Annotated in this window: 12 protein-coding genes; all 12 read right to left on the bottom strand. The window is 40.7% G+C overall.

The window, feature by feature from the left end; all coding sequences use genetic code 11:
• Nucleotide 1: 1 nt before the first annotated feature.
• The 12 genes from ESA94_RS18485 to ESA94_RS18430 all read right to left on the bottom strand — a co-directional run bounded on the left by ESA94_RS18485 (nucleotide 2) and on the right by ESA94_RS18430 (nucleotide 22,325).
• Nucleotides 2–2,770, bottom strand: coding sequence for a glycoside hydrolase family 2 protein (locus ESA94_RS18485; protein WP_240671097.1), 2,769 nt, complete (start codon nucleotides 2,768–2,770; stop codon nucleotides 2–4).
• Nucleotides 2,771–2,826: 56 nt separating this feature from the next.
• On the bottom strand, nucleotides 2,827–4,239 hold the full coding sequence (locus ESA94_RS18480) for an MGH1-like glycoside hydrolase domain-containing protein (protein ID WP_205756016.1): 1,413 nt from the start codon (nucleotides 4,237–4,239) through the stop codon (nucleotides 2,827–2,829).
• Between the two features lie 185 nt (nucleotides 4,240–4,424).
• On the bottom strand, nucleotides 4,425–6,242 hold the full coding sequence (locus tag ESA94_RS18475; protein ID WP_129132431.1) for an exo-alpha-sialidase: 1,818 nt from the start codon (nucleotides 6,240–6,242) through the stop codon (nucleotides 4,425–4,427).
• A gap of 39 nt (nucleotides 6,243–6,281) precedes the next feature.
• A complete protein-coding gene (locus ESA94_RS18470) occupies nucleotides 6,282–7,205 on the bottom strand; it encodes a glycoside hydrolase family 43 protein (RefSeq protein WP_129132430.1) in 924 nt (307 codons plus the stop codon).
• Nucleotides 7,206–7,208: 3 nt separating this feature from the next.
• Nucleotides 7,209–8,618 carry a glycoside hydrolase family 140 protein gene (locus tag ESA94_RS18465; protein WP_240671096.1) on the bottom strand — a complete coding sequence of 470 codons (1,410 nt, stop codon included), beginning with the start codon at nucleotides 8,616–8,618 and terminating at the stop codon, nucleotides 7,209–7,211.
• Nucleotides 8,619–8,823: 205 nt separating this feature from the next.
• On the bottom strand, nucleotides 8,824–11,748 hold the full coding sequence (locus tag ESA94_RS18460; RefSeq protein ID WP_164972790.1) for a DUF6298 domain-containing protein: 2,925 nt from the start codon (nucleotides 11,746–11,748) through the stop codon (nucleotides 8,824–8,826).
• A 106-nt stretch (nucleotides 11,749–11,854) separates the two neighbouring features.
• Nucleotides 11,855–13,489, bottom strand: coding sequence for a pectate lyase family protein (locus ESA94_RS18455; RefSeq protein WP_129132428.1), 1,635 nt, complete (start codon nucleotides 13,487–13,489; stop codon nucleotides 11,855–11,857).
• A 116-nt stretch (nucleotides 13,490–13,605) separates the two neighbouring features.
• Complete coding sequence (locus tag ESA94_RS18450; RefSeq protein ID WP_129132427.1) at nucleotides 13,606–15,255, bottom strand: polysaccharide lyase; 1,650 nt, start codon at nucleotides 15,253–15,255, stop codon at nucleotides 13,606–13,608.
• 223 nt (nucleotides 15,256–15,478) lie between these two features.
• Nucleotides 15,479–16,417, bottom strand: coding sequence for a hypothetical protein (locus tag ESA94_RS18445; RefSeq protein ID WP_129132426.1), 939 nt, complete (start codon nucleotides 16,415–16,417; stop codon nucleotides 15,479–15,481).
• Nucleotides 16,418–16,442: 25 nt separating this feature from the next.
• A complete protein-coding gene (locus tag ESA94_RS18440; RefSeq protein ID WP_164972789.1) occupies nucleotides 16,443–18,293 on the bottom strand; it encodes a RagB/SusD family nutrient uptake outer membrane protein in 1,851 nt (616 codons plus the stop codon).
• Nucleotides 18,294–18,324: 31 nt separating this feature from the next.
• On the bottom strand, nucleotides 18,325–21,531 hold the full coding sequence (locus ESA94_RS18435) for a SusC/RagA family TonB-linked outer membrane protein (protein WP_164972788.1): 3,207 nt from the start codon (nucleotides 21,529–21,531) through the stop codon (nucleotides 18,325–18,327).
• 50 nt (nucleotides 21,532–21,581) lie between these two features.
• Complete coding sequence (locus ESA94_RS18430) at nucleotides 21,582–22,325, bottom strand: DUF3826 domain-containing protein (RefSeq protein WP_129132423.1); 744 nt, start codon at nucleotides 22,323–22,325, stop codon at nucleotides 21,582–21,584.
• Nucleotides 22,326–22,469: the final 144 nt, after the last annotated feature.

Genomic DNA, 22,469 nt, shown 5'->3' with positions numbered 1-22,469 from the left:
TTTACTGTGCAGAGAAGTTAAAGTATAAGTTGATGTGTAAAGCCCTTGACGGATCTTTTTCGTAATCGTAAAAAATATTCTTACTGCCCATGGGGCCTGTTGTTTCGTTGCGTTGCGTTTTACTGCCGATGCTGCTGATGCCCTGCATAAAAGAAATATCACCTGTTGGAAACAGCGGTTCATAATTATGCCACTGATCAGTTTTCCAGGCAGGTGTAAACAGTCGCAGGAACAATCCTTCGTTTTCTGTTACAACAGTGAAACGGTTTGTTTTGGTGAAGAAGTGTCCACCATAGAAATTTGAATGATACCCTTTGAACTCAGGATAGATCCACGGCGCCTCACCTGTTTCGGTATTGTTGTACGTTTTACTCCACACGCCAAACTGGTTTCCTTTCAAACGGTTTTTCCATACACGATAAGGACCATCGCCCATGTAGGTTACTGATTGAATTTCTTTTTCAGGGAAAGAAAAATTGATGCCTGCAAAATTGGTGAAGTAAGCAGCAGGAAAATAATTCACCTGCAACTGCACCCAACCTGAAGGATAGATCGTCCACTTGAGTGTATTGTAACTTTCTTTCTGGTTGAAAGAAGATTCCAATACAAGATTGTTTCCTTCTTTATACTGTTTAAAAGATTTGAAATTATTTACACCATCTTGTAAAACGGGACCGTTGTTAAACGGTAATTCACCTTTACTATTCTTCACCGAAACAAGTAAGCCGTTATTTTTATTCAATACAACCGCTACATCTTTTACTGCAACTGTGAGCAATGAATCTTTTTCTGAAGTATTGATTGGATTGTTTCCTTCTTTTACAATCATTCTTGCGCCTGTTGTTGCAGGACTACTGATGGGGAAACTCCAGGTAAACAATTCTTTTTGATAACGGTCTTTCACCGTTACATACAGCACATCATAATTTTTCCAGTCAGCAGGTAACGGAATTTGTACAGTTCCTTTTGCGCCGGGTTGAATATCGGGAGCAGTTGCTTTGCCTTCTGTTTCTTTGGAAGTGGTTACATCAAAACGTTTCAACTTCCAACTGAAAGAACATTCTTTTGTATTTGTGTAATGATAACGGTTCTCAATGTTGAGTTTCCCATCAAAACCTTCAGCAATTTCTCTGCGTTCAAAAAATACCGGGCTCCAAACTTCTTTAATGGTATAAAAGCTTGCTTCCTTTTCGTGATGCGGACCAACAATACCATCTGCTGCCCGATGCTTATCGGTATCCAACGAATCGTTCTTATCTTTTCTTACAACAGCATTGTCTGCAAAGTCCCAGAGAAAACCTCCTGCACTTAAAGGGTTGTGCCACATCTTTTCCCAATAGTCTTCAATACCTGCACCATGACCACCATCAAACTGTCCGTGTAAAAATTCAGTTGGCATTACAATGTCTTTTCCATTCTCATAATTACCGATGCCATAATTGTATTCACGGTAATGCTGGGTATCAAAACCGCCAAACAATTGCCAGGGATGCACAACCGGTCGTTGCTGAATATCAAATTCGGTGAAGTATTTATCGAGTGCGAAATTGTGACCGCCTTCGTTGCCGTTTGCCCAGATAATAATAGAAGGATGATTCACATCATGATCGATCATTTCTTTCAACAACTTCTTTCCTGTCGTCTCATCGTAGTTGCCATGCCAGCCAGCGAGTTCATCCATTACAAACAAACCAAGCGAATCACACACATCCAAAAAATGATCATCGGGCGGATAATGACTCATCCGCACAGCATTCATGTTCATTTCTTTTATCAGCAATACATCTTCAATACTGATCTGTTTACTAGTTGTTCTCCCTGTCTCCGGACGAAAGGCATGACGATTCACACCTTTCATTTTCACCTTCACACCGTTTACATAAATACCATCACGCTGTTTTACTTCCACTGTGCGGAAACCGAATTGTTTTGTAACGGTGTGCAGCTCCTTTCCATTCTTATAAATGGTAATAACAGCTTTGTATAAAATTGGGGCTTCTGCATTCCATTGCTTTGGCGATGCGAATTGATTCTTTACAGTAATTCCATTGCTTGCTTTATCCCACTGCATGGCAATCGGGTTGCCAAACTTTTCAGTAAGTGAAGAATATAGTTGAAGTGTTACTGATTCAGGCGCTGCATTGGTTTGAATTTTTGCAGTAAAGTTTCCATTTACTTTTGCATCAATTGCCACCTGTTCAATATGCACTGTTGGTAATACTTCCAACCAAACCGGACGGAAGATGCCGCCAAATATCCAGAAGTCAGCTTTACGTTCTGCTTCATTCACCGATTGATTGGCTGAATGTTTGGCAACAGTTACTTCAAGCGTATTTTCTTTTCCGTAGTTGAGTAGTTTACTGATGTCGTATTTAAAAGCATAGAACGCTCCCTGATGAATTGCTCCCGCCGACTTACCATTTACTTTTACTTCTGCATCCGTCATCACGCCTTCAAACACGATATTGATGACTTTACCTTTCCAGTTGGCAGGCGCATTGAAACGATGTTTGTATAAACCCTTTTCTTTTCCACGCACACTGTCTTTTGCAAAACCATAATCGTATTTACCAAAGCCTTGTAATTCCCAGCAACTTGGCACAGCGATCTTTGTCCACTTGTTGGCATTCATGCCGCCGGTGCAAAAGAAATCCCATTGTACAGTTTGGTCGCTGCCAGTACCGGAGAGATAGATTTTTTGTGTTTGTTGCGAAAAAGAAAACAAGGGAAAGAAGAGAACCACGGAGACACAAAGGACACAGAGATTCACAAAGGAGTTTCTTTGTGCTGCTTTATGTCTTTGCGTCTTTGTGGCAAAAAAAACAATCATAATTTTCCAGTGATTTTTTCCAGCTTAACCGACGAAGCCACTTTCTTTCCATTCACCCACACACTCAAGCCAGTTCCTTTTTTATATTTTGTTCCGTCTTTATCCCAGATGATGGTAACGATCTTGCCATGATACAACACATTATCCAGACAAAACCAATTCCATTTATTATCAGGCAGTAAAGGATTTACTTCAATTGTATTATCCGCTCTCGGACGCAGACCAACAAGTCCACTAATGATGAGATCATTAAATGTTGAATGATTGTAATAGCGGCTACGCTCTTCATCACCCTTTAACCAAAATCCAGTTTTTTCATCAAGGTATTCGCCAATATACGGACGGCCACGATAATATTGCGATTCAACATACGTATTGAGCAAGCTGAAATAATTACTATCGGCCACATAATCCTGTTGATAATTGTTCAACAGGTTCGCCATACCGGTTAATGTTTGTGCTGTTGCAAACGGCCACACTGCACCATCCCACTCACATTTGCAACAACCATGTGTACGAAATTCAGGATGACTACGATCAGCAGTTGTAATACCAAAAGGTGCACAGAAAGTTTTTGTATCCATCAAGCTTCTCCATGCCACGCTATACGTTGCATCGGGCATATTGAAATACCAGGGAATAAAACCGATCTCTTCTTTTACATTCGACAATGTATCGCCTTTCTCTTTCTTTACTTCAAAAAACTGGTGCTGCGGATGCCACATCAATTGTTGAGAGAGTTGTTTAATAGAATCTGCTTTGCGGTTGTATAACGCTGCTTCCGTATTTTCTTTGTTCAGTTGTGCAATGGCAGCCAATGCTTTCGCATTCCCAAACATATAACCATTGATTGAAGGACGTGGATTCTTTTCTGTTCTTCCACCACTGATTGTTTCTTCCATTGCATCACGCACATCGTATTGCCAGAATAACCCGTTTGCAGCTTTCTTTTCCTGTTCCCATCCTGCATAATTGGCTTTCATATCCGGCAATAAGTCAATCACAAAATTCTTATCTCCATTCACAAGAAAACGATTGTAGACAGCATCTTCATTCCATCCACTGTAAGCTCTGAGTTTTTTCATTGGCTGTCCATCATTGCCACGATACCATACATGCAGGTTGTTATCCATGTAAGTTTTATCATGGAGCCAACGGCTTTCGTAAATATGATGACCAAGACCGCTGGAGATAAGATTGTATTTATCGGCATAATTACGTTGGATCAAAAACTCGGTAAATACAAATCCTTTCTCTGTTTTCTTGATGTGTTTACGCAATGTCCACCAACGATAATAAAAGATCTCTTCAAAATTCTGTTGCGGACATTCAAACAACGGAATATTTTTCTTCATCCACTCCCAGCTTTTTGCATTGGGGATGGCCTGCTCAATATTCGGTTCTTCCATTTTGTTGAAATAATCTACATAATGTTTGAACTGATCCTGTTTTAATACAAGTGGCTTTTGTTGAGAAAACGAATTGAACCACAAAGTCACAGAGAGCACGAAGAAACACAAAGGCTTTGTGAAACTTTGAGCCTTTGCGTTTTTGTGGTTCAAATAAAACTTTAATGTCCTTACTATCTTATTCATTACAGTCCTCTTGTTTTTACCGAATGAATATAATAAACCGCTTCTTTTGCTTTGGCATCAGCGCCGGGCAGATCATAATCCTGGTCTGTTGGTGTGTCTGCATCAGGAAAGCGACGCACTGCTCCCGTACGGAATGATAATCGTTCGACTGATTCCACCGGCTGGAAAAATACATTCAGATTCGGTTTATCATTATTGATCGTTACGGTATAAAAACGTGTAGCGGTATTTAATTCAATTTTGATATTGAGTTGTTCACCTGCTTTGTATTTACCCAGGCTCTTGTTGCGATAGCCTTGTTTGGTTAAAATGCTTCCGGTTGAATCGAGCATCAAACGAAGTGTGGCTGTTCCCTTTTTATCAAGCAATTCAATTTCAAGACTACCGGCATTTGTTTGTTGTGCACTTACGGTAAACTCAACCGTTACATTTTTTGATTCAGGAAAAATGCGTTCCAGTTTCGCATAATCAAACGGATCGCTATCGTGCAAGGCCACTACTTTCTGATTGTTGAGTGTTTCTATATTCACCCTGCACCAAAGCGGACTGTAAATATTCCATTCATTCAATTCTTTTCCTGCAGGTAAATTATTGAACACATCGTTTACAGGCGTTGTTACTTTTCCTTTGATCGGCACAGGCACACGGCTCACCCACATATCTTCTTTGTTCACACTGTAGGTCACCCACATATTATTATCGGTTGGTTTGCCATCCATTTCCTGGATGCCACGTACATACTGTGGACCATAACTTTTATACGCACCACCATAACGCATGGAAGTGATCTCGCCATTCACCAGCAACATGTTTTTATAATTTAATCCATCATCACTTACACTAACAGCCAGAGGCCAGCGAAATTCAGAAGGATTGTATACTGTTGCATATTTGCCATCAGTTGTGCGTTGTCCCCAGATCTTGGCATTGGCGTTGACAAAGCCCGGTGCTCTTGTGGGATTGTATTGCCAGGTCTTGCCTTCGTCTTTGCTGATTGTTGTCAATGCATATTTCCAGAGTGCCACTACATTTCCATTAGGCAAATGATAATAGTTGAATGCTTTGAAATCTTTCTGCAAAGGAATCAACGGATCATTGCGATCTCCTTCTTCTACCGTCTGCATCATTAACAAAGGAGTGCTGAGTATTTCATCACATGCAGCAACAAAGCCTTTGTCTTTTGATGATTTGTAAAACGGATAAGCAGTATTCTTTTCATTGAACGAATGATTATACCGCAGAAAATGGATTGGGCCAAAACTACCATCTGCTTTTATTTCACGTATCGCCCGACCAATACCGTTACCATCGTTGGGATCATCTTTCTGCCCAATGACGATTCCATAAAACGCCAGTGCAAACAAACGCTTCGACTTTGATGTGTAAAAACCCATCCGCTGATGCATCACTGCGTATACATTCTTTGCTGTGTCTGTCTTGCCCGGTTTTACAAAACCATCGGGCACTTTGTATGGAGGAAAGATCACAATGGGTGAATTCCAGTTGTAACCATCTTTTGATGATTGTAATAATGTTTGACCCGGAGGAATATGCTCACCAACAGGATCGCTTAAGTATTCAAGATAAAATGTGTTGTTCCAGTAAGCCAGCATGGGTGCATGATTGTACGTCCATGAAGTGGCGCCTGTATCTGCACGGTTGGCTCGCATGGTTTGAATATTGTGTACACCAACTGCCGGCGATAATTGTCCGTGATGGTAATCAACGTTGGATAAAGTTGTGCCTGTGTAGCGAACTGTGTCCTGGGCCGAAATGTTCGCACAGATCAATAATAATATGACAGTAATTCTTTTCATCTTTATTTTCTCTCACAGATCACACGGATGTACACTGATTTATTTTTTCTGTGTTAATCTGATCAATCTGTGAGCAATTCTTTTTTTAACTGTTACAATTGTCCCGTGTTTATGCCCTTCCGGTACTTTTACTTTTGTCGTTACATTTTCAAACTTCACAAAGTCTTTTGTTGCAACTGCTTCATAAATTTTCTTTCGGTACGAATCAAAATAGATCAGCCATTCATCTTTCAACTTCACTACTGATGGTCCTTCTGTAAAATTATCCGAGAATGGTTTTGAAATATTTGTCCATGGTCCAAGTGGCGATGTACCAAATGCTACTTTAATATTTCGCTCCGGTCTTGTGTTATCTTTCAACACCAACACATAATCATCTTTCTTCCGTTTTACAATTACCGCATCAATTACACTGAACTTCGGATCAAGAAAAAATTTTGTTTCACTGAAGCTTTTAAAATCAGGTGTCGTGGTCACATACATGCGATGATTGTTGCTGTCTTCTTCAATCCCTCTTTCAAACCTGCCGGGAATACAACTTGCCCAGATAATGATGTATTGCTTTTGTTCATCATCATAAAATAATTCAGGCGCCCATGTATTGACTGTTGTTGGCTCATTCTTCATCACCGGAATAAACTGCTGTTCACTCCAGTTGAATAAATCTTTTGACGAAGCATAACCAAAACCAAGATCGCCACGCCAGCTACTCGTCCACACCAAATGAAATGTACCATCTGGCCCTTGTACCATGCTTGGATCACGCATTACTTTCTGGTTACCCACTTTCGGTTGTAGAAGAACTGTATCAAGATCTGTCCAGTTTCTACCATCATAACTATACAACATCCGCAAACCTGCATCGGCCGGTTCGTGAAAGGATGTGAACAGGTAAGCCCTGCGACTGCAAGAAGCCAGCAGAATTAATAATGAACAATTAATAATTAATAATTTCCTATGCATGGCTTATTTCTCTAAAATCAATACCCAATCGTTACCGTCTTTCTGTTCACCTGGAGGATCAAAAGTTGTTGTATCCTTTTTATATCCTACAACCGGTTGTTGTTTACCGTTAGCCGGATTGAACCAGTTTGCTTTTGATGCAGTAAACCTCAGCTTCGTTGCATCAATGGTAAAGCTTCGTCCATTGTACACATAGAACATTGCATAGTTTGTTCCTCTTGTTGCAGCAACCCGATTGTAACGTTCGCCGCTGTCAACCACCAATTCCTGTGCAGGTACTCGATCAAAATACGATTTACTCAGCATGAGTTTTTTCAGATGAACCATTTGCGTTGCACCGGGTGATATTACCGCCTGTTTCCAGTTCATGGTTACACCATAGTTGGCTGTCCAATCGCCCATTTTATTAAATTGCATCGTTGCATTTTCGCCATAGGTAAATCCTGCACCACCTGCAAACACACTCCAGTAAGCATAACGACGCAGGTCTGCATCTTTCCAACGTGGCTGCAAACTATCGTGCAGGCCATGTGGAATATTTTCATAAGAAGGTTCGCCATCCAATGTTGGCTTCACCGGTTTTAAGTTGTAATCAACATCAATAAATTTCCAGTTGTCTTCGCCGTAGTGATTGGTTTCGTTGCTGCTGGTATCCTGCGTATAATTTTTATGCCCACTTTGAAACATATTGAAATCAAGCCATGCTTCATTATGAAACCAATCGCTGGAAGATGTGCGGCCACGTGGATGATAAGTCATCAAATGTTTAGGGTCGAGCTTTTTTATCGTAGGTCCAATCACTTTCCACACATCCAATCCTTCTGTTCCTCTTACATCACCACCATTGAGCCAAATGATGTTTGTTCTGTTTTTATAACGGTTGGCTAAAAACGTTGCATACACTTCACCCTGCTTTGCATTTACTTTACCGCCTTTTACATTGCTGCCCCAAACAGGAACCATTGCCATGTAAATACCACGCTTCGCTGCTTCGTCCACAATAAAATCAACATGATCCCAATAATCGTAAGCAGTTGTATCAGCAAAATTATTTCCCCTTGTAACATTTGGCTTTGAAGCATCCTCGTTGATCAATGCATAATCGCCATACACATTCTTTGTATTGTTCATGTCGTGCAGCACCATTACCTGCACCACGTTAAAACCTTGTTGCTTTCTTGTTTCAAGATATTTGATCGCATCTTCACGACTGCATTTTACAAATAATAACCAGCCGGTATCACCGATCCAGAAGAATGGTTTACCATCAATGGTTTGAAAGAAACGTTTATTGGCAGATACTTTTAGTTGTTTAACCTGTGCCTGGCTTTGTAAACAAAATAAGAGAGTGACAATGTTGAGAATGACCATTTGCAGAGAAGCCGAAGCAAATCGTTGTAAGAGAATCTTCATCGTTAAAAATCTTTCTGATATTGAAATCCGCAATAAAAAATATGGAATCCTTTAAAACCGGAACAAAGTCATTGGCTTTCGTTAACTCTTTTCAACAACCTCTACGGCTCCGCAACCGGCAACTCTTAAAGGTAACTTTACATAGGCAAAAACTCAGATTAGGATAAATATTTCCATCAAGTCAGTAATTTATTCCATCACTGCGTTATCGCTTTTCCAGTTTCCTTGTTTCTGAATTATAAACAATGCTGTTCTTACCATCACTCAAAATATATTCATTGGCAGTGGTTGATGTTACCGGCTTCATACCCACTGCTGCTTTCAGTAATGTGGCATCCATATTTCCAGGCAACACCGGCATACTTCCTCCGGCCATAAACGAAGCCATTGAAAATTCAGGATAACTATCACCACTGTAAATAACTGCTTTGGTTGGATATTTTGTGCGGTATTCCTTTACTGCACGATACACCTGTTCGAAACTTGTTTTCTTTGGTTTGAGCAAACGGGCATGCTGACGGGGAGCAAGATTCTCTCCACCTTTTGGTGCATACGCTGTGCCATCGGCCTGGTAATGCCAGTAACGGATATCGATGATATCAACTACGGCCGCATAAGCAGGCATACTCAAAATAGAATCCTGCACATCTTTGGTAACACTTAAAGCGATGAGCGGATGCTTTCCTGTTTCCTTTTCCCATTCACGAATTACATCGAGCCAGAATTTTACGAAATGAAGAGGCCCTGTATATTCTTCACTGATGAGTTGAATAACACCGCTGTTGTCTTTGAAATTTGACAAACATTGCCGAATGTATTTTTTATGGAGTTCTTTTCGAATGGGATTCGACAGATCATAAAATTGTTCAGCATAAAATATCCGTTTATCACCTGCATAATTTACAGGTTCAACAAAACCGGTGTTGTTGATATTGTTGGCAGTACGCCAGGGAAAATCGGCATAGTGTGCGCCTGCTTCAATGATGTTGTGTTGAAAATAATTCTGGTGCATCAGGATCAAACCATTCTGATCGGCCAGATCTGCAAACTGTTTCAGTCTGCTCCAATAAAACAAATTGTATTTGGTAAGATCGTATTTACTCAACCCATCCCATGCTGTTTCTTTTCCGCTTCTTGCAAATGGTAACTCATAAAACGGCGGCCATACTTCACCATCCATACGGCGGATGCGTTCATGATCATCTCGTCTTCTATCGTACCACAAACCATAGTTGTGTTCAATGGCAACATTATTTGTTGCTTTCATTTCTGTTACCACTTCGTTCAGATCATCCGTTAAACCTTTGCCTGTACGACCGGGAACAAAACGTGTAATATGCGGTCTTGCATCTTTAATATCTTTTGGTTGCAACCCACCACTCCACCATTGTACACTAATGCGTTTGCCTGTTACCAATTCATCACCTCTTACCAACACACCATTTTTGATTTGCAATGCAGGTGCCAATGTTGGTTTTGGTTTCTGTTGCACTCCAACTTCATCAATCGTTTTTACATTATTATAGGCGACAGAAATCTTTGTACGTGTAGCAGCTTGCTCAATCCATTGTTTCAATTGAAGCCTTGGTTTCGATGCCTCTTTTGTAAGTGCCTGTGCAACATCAACAGATGGACTACTGCTTGCTTCTGTTGGCACATCCATGATCTGGGCCTGCGCTTCTATATTTTTATTGATGCGTTCACGCAACTGTGCATAATACAAACTTCTTGGTGTAATGCTGTTATTACTTTCGTTCCAATAACCATCGCCTGCAAACTGGCTCCAGCTACCAAAGGCCCAGTTTTGTGCTGTTGGTGGTTTGTAACAATCAATGCGTGCTGCACTACAATTCCAGAATACACTGTTGGCCGCTGCCCAACCTGCGCCGTTTGCATCCTGGTAACGATTACCAAAACGTAATGCATTGCCGTCTACATTCACTACATCAAACAAGACTCCGCTAGCCCAACTATCAATCGCACCACTAAAACTGTAAGGAAGAATTGATTCGCATTGAACAAATGCATTGGGGCCTGCTGCACAAAAACCTACAGCAAAATCATGATAACCATATTCGGCATAACAACGTTGAAACAAAGTTTGCTGACCTGTAGTTAAAAATGTATAGCGACGTTGACCGCCAATTTCTGAAACAGGTGCTAATGAAATACAATCTTCAACCGTAATGCGTTTGCTTGTTTCCAATACGCTTACTGCACTGCCTGCAAAATGCTGGAAGGTTATTTGACGTACCCAGCAATCTTCTGCATTTTCAATATTGATCGCATTCCAACGATGATCTTCATCTTTTGGATTTGATTGATTGTAGGTAGAAACAAGTTGAATATTTTCTACGCCGCAATTATTAATGCGACCATCGTTGTTGTAAAAATAAACGGAAGCACCACCGTAAGTTGTATCGAGCGCAGTGGTGATCGGTGCATCAATATAAACAGTATTGCCTTCTACTTTTGTAATGCTGCGATCGAAGAACAAGTCTTTCTCACCGGGTTTCCAGCCAAGAGCTGTAATACCCCCACCAAAATGATCAGTACCTAATAAGTTGATCCAGTTAGATGTTGATGGACGACGAATAATGATCTTGTTTGAGTGATCCTTTATATTGATCTGATCTACATGAAAACTCATTGCATTCACAGGTACATATGCGTCTGTTATTTTCAAACCGGAGAGTTCTTTTGAAATTGTGTTCTTCCCAACAATTTTGATCAACGCTAATCTTCCTGTTCCTGCACCAACCAAAGTCGTATTCTTCACTCCACTTCCACGCAACACTACACCTGATGCTGCAATACGTAACTGTCCCAACACTTCGTGCCTGCCCGGTAATAACAACACCGCACCACGAAAACCATTTGCATCCAACGGCAGTTTACTTACATGATCAATCGCTGCCTGAATGCGTGCAGTAGCATCGCCTGGTTTAGCAGGCACTGTTACTTTCACATCAACAGTTGGTATAGGTTGTTCTGATGCTTTATAACCACAATAAGAAAAATCAGGAATACGGTTACCTGATTGATCCGGGGTATAAACTAATTTCCCTTTCTCACTGTATAAAGGAGGAACAGGCTTTGCCTGCTTTTGCGCAAGTAAAGCCTGTTGCATGAATAAGCTGCTGACTAAAACGATAATCTGGTATACTGTCTTTTTTTTCACGTTCATTCCTTTCAAACTGGTTATAAGATACAAACAGTATGTGTTGAATCCTTAGTTATTTCTGTGCCGGCTTCACCGTTTTTTCGTCCACTACGCTGTTAAGATAGTTTTCAATATTACTGTAGCCGTTCTTTGTGATCTTACCCGCATCAGATGCATCTTTTGCATTCAATCCATTCTTCGTTTCGTATGCATCAGGCATACCATCGTTATCACTGTCTTTGTATGGTGTGCCTTTGTATTCAGGATAACCACCCACCTGCGATGGATGTGTAATAATACCTTGCTTATAAGAATCAGAAGGCAATCTTCTTTTGATGTACTGTTTGCCAATGTCTGTTAACCCGCCTTCTTTGTAAGTGATCTTTCCTGTTGTTACTGTTTCAATGATACGTGTATCAACCGGATCTCTTTTAGGCAATGTGGCGCCAACATTTGCCAATACATAATTGTACGCATCTTTGGTTGGAATGATCACAACCTTCGCCATTGGGAAAGGTTCGTTTACACGAATATCCTTCAGATATTTAACCCCTTCATCATTATCTTCAACCTGTACGCCACCATCCCAGTTGTCTTTTGTTACACGTTCGTTGCCTTCCACAATATTTCCTGTAACATAAGCCTTGCCATATACATTGGCATTTGCTTTATCACGACCAGCCTCTGGTTTCAAAATGCGATAGCTGATTGGTTTACCAGCCGGAGTCATTGGACCAGGCTTGTAATAATTATTGATGAATTGAAAACGGGAATTGTTATCGCCACCATCTGCACTGCGGTTCCACCAGTTGAAAATAACATTGTTCACAAAACCAAAGTCGCCATACATACCAATAGAAGGATTGCGGCTGATGTTATTGGCCCAAAGGTTACGCATGAACGTACTGTTTAATCCGCCAATAGTGCTACCGAATGAATGATTATACGTATCCAGTGCTTCCGAGAAAATTGAATTCTGAATTGTGATGTTCACTGTAGGAAGTTTCTCTTGTTTTTCACCACCTCTGTCGTACACATGGCGATACATGCTCATGTTCTCATCTAATCCCCAGCTTGCAGAAACATGATCGATAATAATATTTCCAACACCGTTGCCACCTATTGCATCATCACGGCGAGTGACTTCTGTTTCACCTCTGCGGAAACGCATATAACGAATCACAACATCATGCGTATTGATCAACACACTTTCACCAGCAATACACACACCATCACCGGGAGCTGTTTGTCCGGCAATAGTAATATAAGGAGCATTGATGTTAACCGGGCTTTTTAAACGAATGATACCTGCTACGTTAAACACAACAACACGTGCACCACCCTGCTCACATGCCCAACGAAAACTTCCTTCGCCATCATCATTCAAATTAGTAACCACATACACTTTACCGCCACGACCACCAAAGCTGAATGCACCACCACCTTCTGCACCCGGAAATGCAGGTATAGAAGCTTGTGGAAGATCTTCCGGCTTTGCTGCCCAGGGAATATATGGTTTACCATTCTTTGCTTCTGCCTCTACAACGAGCATTGCTTTTTTCCATTGTTCTTTCGAACGTTGCTGATACTGACTGTAAACAGCATTTGCTGAATCTTCTACACGTTGTGGAATAACAGGGTACTGTGCTAATGCCGTTGTTGCAATAGATATCCCGGCAATCATCAGTGATAGAATATGTTTTTTCATTTGAAACACTTTCGTTTTAAACAATCAGGTTTTCCTCACTTGTTAAAAATGAACAGATGTACATATAGCCATTCAAAAAATGAAAAGCCAATATACATTGGCTTTTCATTTTTATATTACTTCACAGAAGTAGTTGTTGATGGAGTTACTTTTTTCACATCCACTACGCTGTTGAGATAATTCTCAATATTACTGTAACCGTTCTTTGCTATTTTGCCAGAATCAGATGCATCTTTTGGATTCAAACCAACTTTCACTTCATACGCATCAGGCATACCATCATTATCACTGTCAACATAAGGCGTTCCTTTGTATTCAGGATAACCACCTACCTGTGCAGGATCTGTAATGATGCCTATTTTGTATGAATCAATTGGCATACGACGATGCTTGAATTGCGTTTCGGGTAATTTCACATTTGGATTGTAATCAACCTTTCCCGTTGTTGCTTCTTTTACAATGCGGGTATCAACCGGATCACGCTTAGGTAATGTTGCTCCTGCGTTGGCCAATACATATTTTCTTGCGTCCTCTGCAGGAAGAATCGTGATCGGCGACATCGGCAACGGCTTATTTACTTTTATATAATCTTTGTAGTCGCCTGCATTTTTTTCTTCTTCAATCTGTACACCACCATTCCAGTTATCTTTTGTTACTTCAGGATAACCTTCAACAATATTTCCGTTTACAAATGCCCGGCCATAATATTTTTCTTTGAGTTTACTTCTTCCGCTTTCCGGTTTAAGAATACGATAAGCGATCGGCGTTTTGGGTGTTGCCGGGCCCGGTTTAAAATAGTTGTTGATGATATTGTATTGTGCACGGTAATCGCCACCATCGATGCTACGGTGTACCCAGTTGTACACAACGTTGTTGGCAAAGTTGAAAATACCATTCCAGCCAACTGATGGGTTACGACCAGCATTGTTTGCCCAAAGGTTACGCATAAATGTACAGTTCTCACCACCAAGTGTACTGCCGAATGCATGATTCCATGTATCCAACGCCTCACCAAAAATGGAGTTCTGAATGGTGATGTTTACGGTACCGAATTTATCTTCAATTTTACCTGTACTATCGTTATACATGTGGCGATACATGCTCATGTTTTCATCCAATCCCCATGTTGCACTTACGTGATCGATAATAATATTACCAATTGGGTTTCCCCCAATCGCATCATCACGGCGACCAACCCATGTTTCACCACGGCGGAAACGCATGTAACGGATGATCACATCATGTGTGTTGATCCATACGCTTTCACCTGCAATACACACACCATCACCCGGTGCTGTTTGTCCTGCAATGGTGATGTAAGGTGCACGAATGATTAGCGGTGTTTGTAAACGAATGATACCTGCCACATTGAACACAATAATTCTTGCACCACCTTGTTCACAAGCCCAACGTAAACTACCGGGACCATCATCATTTAAGTTTGTTACAACAAATACTTTACCACCACGACCACCAAAGCTGTAACGACCACCACCTTCTGCTCCGGGAAATGCCAGTACATCAGATTGCGGCAACTCATCGTAACGTGAAGCCCATGGAATGTATGGTTTCCCTTCTTTCGCTTGCTGCTGAATAATTGGCCATGCTGCCTGCCATGCCGAGTCGGAGTGTCTATTTGCGGCACGCATTAATGAATCTGATTTTTGCTGAACATCTTTTGGAATATCAGGATACTGAGCAAATGCACTGCCTGTTACTGCCAAACAAACTGCTAAACTGTAAAGTTTGTAACGAACGAATTTCATGTGTTGAATTCTTATTGTTTTTATTTGCACACCTAATAACCAAAACAATTTGCAACTTCTGTTATCTGAAACAATCATCAACGATTACTGCAAGCTTTTTTTGAATGGTTATTTTATGTATTGAATGTATACTGATTAAGACGATTTATTTCGATGAAACCTGCTCTAATAAAAAGAGAAAGTGATAACACTTTCTCTTTTTATTTTTAGTGTTATACAAACCCTATTTCTGCACTTTTACATCTACCTCTATCTGTGTTGTTTTGTTTGGAGAATCGCCGTTTACATAACGGATCAAAATTGCACCAAACTTTCCACTTACTGTTTTAAACCCGATAACGTTGCTGCCGGAAGCAGTACTTACGGTACTTATTTTCGAAGCAGTGCCCGATGTCATATTTCCACCAATTAATGTTTGAATTGCACCGGCTGATGTTAAGTTGGTTACAAAGTTGATGGAAGAAGGCATTTTCTTTAACAAGGTTGCATTCTTTGTCCAACTACTTTGCGAAACATCATTAAACGCAATCTGTGATTGTGGAGCATTAAGGGCATAGAGCGTATGTTTCAAATCATCGGTTGTTGATGCTGTACCACGGCCTGTTGTATCCCAATAAAAACCAAAATCGATTGACGATGAGTTACCCGGACCATCAGCATAACTATAAATCTTACCATCCTTTGTTGAGTAGTAACATTTATTGGTTTGTGTTACAGAATCGGGCACCTGCAGTATACGATACGACCAGAAATAGAAATCTGGTTTTACGGTTACATTCAATTCTTTACCGCCATCACCCATATAGATACCTCTTGCACTTCTTGCCATTACACGGTATGTATAATTGCCCGCAGCACTATCTACTCTATAACCTTTAATTGCCGAAAAACTTCTGCGCTTTTCAGGAGTGTTCAGTTGAAACGTATCTATTCTTGTTCCATTTTTCTGTATCTCGATATAAGCCATATCGTTTGGCGAACTGATTGTGAAATTGAGATAGATACTATCCTTCGGATTCAATTCAATATCGCCGGTTAAATCCTTTGCCGATACCTTGTTGTATTCTACGGTTACATAATATTCATCAACCGGGGCCACCTTTTTTTCGCAGGCGGTTAACAATAAGCCCGCTGCAAAAATCCCTGTCAAATATTTTTTCATTGTTGTAGTTATTTTAGTTTAAGACTTATTGTAAAGGATCGAATGTACCATTAACCCAGCCCTGTGTTTGTTCAATAAAGAAGTTTTGACTGAACCAGTTGGGCAAAGCATAGAAATAATACTTGTTTGGAATACTTACCACATTAGAACCTTCAAGACTTGCAACTGTTCCGGGAAGAGTAAACACCATTGAGAATGAAGCAAGGTTATTAATGTTAACCGTATCTCTTGGGCGTTGCCCCTGTGTATTTGGCACATCCAGGTAAATACGTCCTGCAACAGGTCCGCCCGAAGGCAAAGCCCCTGCAAAGTATGGAGATTTAGGAGCCAGTTTATACGATTGTCTTGCAGCTAATAAACCCAGATTTCTTGTTCTTCTTAAATCGTTATATCGCTTTCCTTCCATTGCAAATTCTACCTGGCGTTCGTTTAAAAGAAGAGTACGCATAGAAGCTGCATCTGTTGCAACACCTAAACCATAATCGTAAGAACCGGCAACAATACCTGCTCTTTGTCTGATTGCACGTACGTAGTTTTTAGCATCTGCTAAACGACCTGTTTCATTTGCACATTCTGCAAGGTTCATAATCACCTCTGCAAAACGCATTTCAATCCAATCCATACCACTACCGCCACCGGTACTCGATGCATAAACAGCTTGGGTAGGAGTAAGTGTTGTGTTGCAGAAACGACGGTTATAAAACCCTGTAACAATAGTGGATGATGTTTCATCAATTACACCGTTGTATTGCCATTGACGACGAGTTGCTTTACCACTCAACGCCCACAAAGCACCGTTGTATGCAATGGTTGCATCAAAACGTGGATCACGGTTTATCCAGAATTGGTTGGCACTATAACCTGAAGAAGCATGTGAAGTTGGTAATCCATCGCTCATACCATATGCCTGTACCAGGTTCCATGTTGGCTGAAACGAACCACTACCACTTGGCGACTCAGAACTTGGTCTTGTAATAGCTTCAATGTTAGTACCCCAGTCTCTGGTTGTTGTATACTTTCTTACAATCATCGCTTCTTTATGATCTTCTGTAAGAAAGATATCGGAGTATCTCGTAACCAACGCATATCCATCTGCCACACATTGGTCGTATGCTGCTTTATTTGCCTGGTAAGCATCTTCCCAACGACTGGCAATATTGGTAGGGTTAAACTGCGGGCTTGCCCAGAACAGTAATGTTTTACCCTTCATTGCCATTGCTGTACCTCTTGTTACACGGCCAGCTTCTGTTGTTGCCCATGTTGCAGGTAAATTTGCTGCTGCAGAATCAAAATCTCTTACAATGGCTGCAATACATTCACTTGTTTTGGCACGTGGAACTGCAGGTATACCTTCATTACTTAATTCCTGCACTTTTAATACTAATGGAATACCTCCGTATAAGCTAACCATACGGAAATAAGTATATGCACGCAGAAAATAAAACTGACCACGAAGGATTTTCTTAGTTGCTAATGGAATTGCTTTGCTTGAATCAATACCTTCCAATGCAAGGTTACATCTTCTGATATCGAAATAACGGTTAGTGGTAATCGTATTGCCGGTACCTAAATCGGTAACAGAGTTCTCAACCAGTGTACCGTATAAGAAAGCGGTGTTACCACCATTCATTTCATCGGAAGTGATGTGAATATTACCTGGTGCTGTACCCGGTACCGGCCATTGTGGTATAATTAAACCATACGTTCTGTTAAGGAACAGGCCAACCGCACCTTCATCCTCCCATATTTTTGAGTCGATACCCTGCGGATCTTCGATATTAAAGAATTCGGAATCTTTTTTACAGGAAGACAATGTTGTAGACAACAGTAATATTGCTGCCAGTATAAAAGAACCTGTATATTTTATCTGCTTCATTTTTGTTCGTTTTGTGTTGTTACAATTCAAATTATAAGCTTGCATTAATACCCAATGAAATTGTACGGAGTGTTGGATAGTTTGCAAAGTTTGAAGTGTATGGATCTTTATATTTTAACGGATTAATAATGCTAAAGAGGTTTGTACCTGTTACCATTATACGCAGATCCGGAACTTTAAATTTAGCTGCAATGTGTTTTGGCATCTGGTACGATAATACAGCATTGTTAATGCGGCTTTGTGTACCATCAACAATCCAGAACGTTGAGTTTTCTCTTGCAAGCGGCGCATCGGCTCTTGGGTACTTACCATTAGGAGTTGAAGGAGTCCAATGATCGGCCCAGAATGCAGGTGCATTTTGTGTAGTGGTAGGTACTTTTCTTGCTTCACCATCGTAAGCAACTTTACCACCAATACGCAGGTTCATATTCATTTGCAGTTTAAACTCTTTGTAGGTTGCCCCTAATGTAATACCAAAAGAAGCAAATGGTGATGTACGATCGTACATCGTTGTAATATCCAGATCGTTGATCTGACCATCGCCATTAATATCTTCAAAATCCATAAAACCTACCTGTGGTTTGGCTCCGCCAATTAAGTAGTTGGGATTTTTTGCAAGAACCGCATCAACTTCGGCTTGTGTGCGCAAAATTCCTTTTGCGATGTAACCTAAATTGGTACTGTTATATTTGCGTGGATCTCTGCCGATCATAATACCTAACTGATCAGGACCATAAGTTCCAAGCCATGCTTCGTTATAAAACACCTGCAACATCATACTGTTACTCCAGCCAAAGTTTACATCTGCATTAATACCCCAGTTCTTACCAAATCGTGTACGGTAACCTACAGAGAACTCAGAACCCCAGCTAAGCTGACGACCATAGTTTACTACCGGAGGAGGAATACCTGCTGTTGGAGGAAACACACTTGCTGAATAAGTATCGAAACCATCGTAGCTATAACGATTATAGAAATCTACAGTAAGAGTGAGTTTGTTGCTGAGGAACGATGCGTCGAAACCGGCGTTAAGCGTTCTTGCTTTTTCCCAGGTAAGATCTGGATTAGGATAGATGTTCGGATCTAAACCACCGGTAACAGCATTGCCAATAACAACGCCTGTTGTTTGTGTAAAACGTGATTCCCACAAACGGTTACCTACCCTGTCTTCACCCACAATACCATAGTTTGCACGAAGCTTAAGTGAGTTTACGAACGTAACATTTCTAAAGAAACTTTCATCACTTATTTTCCAACCTAAACCAACGGTTGGGAAAAAGCCCCAGCGTTTAGAAGGTAAAAAGTTTACTGACGCATCGGCACGACCTATAAATTCGAAGAAGTATCTGCCCTTAAACGAATAGTTTGCACGGCTGATATACGAACGTTTTGCACTACGGAAGAATTGCGGATTACGCAATGCATCCTGAATGCTGCCTAATGTAGAAGGATCGTTGCTGAACGCCCAGAACTCATCTACACCTGCAACGATCTGTCCTGTTTTAGACAACAGGTAGTTTTTACTATCTGCTTCGCCCTGATCAAAACCCACCATTACATCCATATCATGATCGCCAAATTTGCGACCGTACGAAAGCGTAGTAATAAACTGGTAGTTTTTAGAAGTTGTAATACCTTCTTCGATCTGATCGGACTGGCTTGTTACTCTTCTTGAAGGAGTTGTTGTGTTTAACTGATCGGACAACAGCAAACCATTTTGACCTCTGCTTTGAAAGTTGTAGATCAAATACGTTGGATAATATCCTAAAGAGTTATTGGTACGTGTGTTGTTACCAAACTGCACTCTTGCAGCAAAACCTTTAACAAATTTCGGTTTCCATTCAAGCGATGCGTTTACAGAAAGACCTTGTGATTTTGCATCTCTGTAAGCACCCGAACGGTGTACGCCTAACATGCTCCATGGATTACCTGTACTGTTATTAGGTGCAGCGTTACCGCCAAAGGCAACCGGCAGCCCGTTAATTTCAACAGGAATCCATTTAGGAGTAAGATATAATGCACGAATCGTAGCATCGTCTGTTTCTGTGTTTGCATTCTTCCAGTTATTGCTACGTTCTCTGTTGAAGTCTGATGCAAAGTTTACCTGTGCAGAAAGTCCTTCAACAATTACCGCATTCATACCCGTACGGAAACTGTATTTGTTATTTTGAGTAATACCGTAGTTACCTGTTTCGTTATAATAACTACCACCAGCAAACAAAGTAACCTTATCGGTACCACCGGAAACGTTAATGGTATGACGTTGAACTTTACCGTTTTTCCAGAAATAGTCGTACCACGATTTATCGGGCATAGACTTTAACGAATCCAGATCGGCTTGTGAAAAACGCTGGTTGAGCGGTGCTCCCGTCATCTCATAACCATCGTTCAGAAACTTAGCATGCTCGTAAGCAGTAAGTGATTTATTTTTTATTGCTTCAGTTGATACACCGAAATAACCTGAATAAGAAATTTTTGGTTTACCGGCTTTACCTTTTTTGGTAGTAATTAATATTACACCCTTTGCACCCGCAGCACCATAAATAGCCGCAGAGGCATCTTTAAGAAAAGTAATGTCTTCAATCTGGCTTGCGTCGAGGTTTTCGAACCAATCGGCATTCGTTGCCTGCGACCATTGTGTTGGGTTGGAAATAATACCATCAATAACAATCAACGGCTGATTGGTAACACCTGTTGGCGCACCAGGGAAAGTTGTTGCGTTACGGATGTTGATGGTTGTGGTAGAACCCGGTTTACCCGAGCTGAAGTTTACACCCACACCCGGTATACGGTTTACTAAAGCCGATGGAAGATTGGCAACAGGCAAATCTTCGATCTCGGCCGCCTTAATGGTTCCAACCGAACCTTGCACGTTTACACGTTTTTTGGTGCCGTAACCAATAACAACCACCTCTTCAAGGCGGTCGTTGTTATTACGCTCCAGCTGTACTGATAATGCGCCCGATGCAGATGCCCTGCTTTCAAAGCCGGCAAATCCTACATACGAGAACACCAGTATGGATGATGATGATGGAACTTTAAGTGTAAAGGTTCCGTCTTTTTTGGTTGTTGTACCAATGGAAGAGTTTTTTACTTTAACACTAACTCCTTCCAGAGGTTCTCCATTGTCTTTACTTGTTACGGTACCACTCACAGTTAATTCCTGTGCATAAAGGGCTACCGCAAAAAATGAAAACACGGAAAGTAACAGCAGTTTTGGTAATCGCAAATACTTCATGTTATATGGCATTTTGCTTTTTGGGTTTTTAAGAAAAATCAGTAGTTAAATTATTTCGAAGATTCTTTTTTTGCGTTGATGCGTTTCTGCCACTCTTCCCGTTCCTTCGTAAGATCGTAACCTGCTGCAGAAAGATAATTGTTGATGCGGCCTTTGTACTTACCAAAAATGGCGTGCTTTTTATCTGATGATTCGCCATCCATTGCCAGTTCTCTTGCTTCTACCAACCATGTGTAAATTTTCTTTTTTTGTTCTTCTGTAAGTGTTGGAATCATATCCTGGTAGGCGGTGTATGTAACCTTTAATACACCGTAGGTCATCCCGTCTTTCACCTGCTCAATCTGCCCTTCAGTTAAATTCTTTTGTAACCCGGCAAGAAAAGATGTGTGCAGTTGCTGAAGCTGCGCTGTTTTTTTCTCCTCCTGCTTTTGTACCTGAAGAGCAGATTCCTGAGCGGTGATTGATTGCTGTTTGATTGCTGCTAAAGCTATTTTAGTTTCTTCGTTAATGCGGTTGATATTGCTGTACTGATCGACCAACAATGCCAGAACGTTTTTATACGTTGCTGAATCTTTAATAGAAAGTGTGTTAACGATTTTTGCAGCACGTTCTGTAATTACTTTAATGTAAGCTGCTTTTTCTTCGGGAGTTGGTGTGTTTTGTGCAACTGCTGTACAAAATGCAAAAACAGTAACAATTGCTGTAACCACTATTTTTTTAAAAGAAGATGTACTGCTTTTTAATATACCGGCAGCACTATGCAAATGATCCTGAAATGGCAAACTTAAACTCATACCTGAAGCCTTTTAATCGTTAACCGATTCAAACAAAAACGATGTTTAAATCATGGTCTAAAATTACATTGACGTCCAGCCTTAAAAATGTAAGGTTTTGCTAAGTTGATGGATTATTTTACTATTCAATAAATAGTTACGGAA

It is taken from the genome of Lacibacter luteus (assembly GCF_004118265.1).
In the GTDB taxonomy this organism is placed as follows: domain Bacteria; phylum Bacteroidota; class Bacteroidia; order Chitinophagales; family Chitinophagaceae; genus Lacibacter; species Lacibacter luteus.
The sequence above is the reverse complement of the archived record's forward strand: the minus strand, read 5'-3'. Positions and strand labels throughout refer to the sequence as shown.

Coding starts and splice junctions, on each gene's coding strand:
- ESA94_RS18480 (WP_205756016.1), bottom strand. CDS start 4,239: ATGGAAGAACCGAATATTGAGCAGGCCATCCCCAATGCAAAAAGCTGG.
- ESA94_RS18475 (WP_129132431.1), bottom strand. CDS start 6,242: ATGAAAAGAATTACTGTCATATTATTATTGATCTGTGCGAACATTTCG.
- ESA94_RS18470 (WP_129132430.1), bottom strand. CDS start 7,205: ATGCATAGGAAATTATTAATTATTAATTGTTCATTATTAATTCTGCTG.
- ESA94_RS18465 (WP_240671096.1), bottom strand. CDS start 8,618: ATGAAGATTCTCTTACAACGATTTGCTTCGGCTTCTCTGCAAATGGTC.
- ESA94_RS18460 (WP_164972790.1), bottom strand. CDS start 11,748: ATGCAACAGGCTTTACTTGCGCAAAAGCAGGCAAAGCCTGTTCCTCCT.
- ESA94_RS18455 (WP_129132428.1), bottom strand. CDS start 13,489: ATGAAAAAACATATTCTATCACTGATGATTGCCGGGATATCTATTGCA.
- ESA94_RS18450 (WP_129132427.1), bottom strand. CDS start 15,255: ATGAAATTCGTTCGTTACAAACTTTACAGTTTAGCAGTTTGTTTGGCA.
- ESA94_RS18445 (WP_129132426.1), bottom strand. CDS start 16,417: ATGAAAAAATATTTGACAGGGATTTTTGCAGCGGGCTTATTGTTAACC.
- ESA94_RS18440 (WP_164972789.1), bottom strand. CDS start 18,293: ATGAAGCAGATAAAATATACAGGTTCTTTTATACTGGCAGCAATATTA.
- ESA94_RS18435 (WP_164972788.1), bottom strand. CDS start 21,531: ATGAAGTATTTGCGATTACCAAAACTGCTGTTACTTTCCGTGTTTTCA.
- ESA94_RS18430 (WP_129132423.1), bottom strand. CDS start 22,325: ATGAGTTTAAGTTTGCCATTTCAGGATCATTTGCATAGTGCTGCCGGT.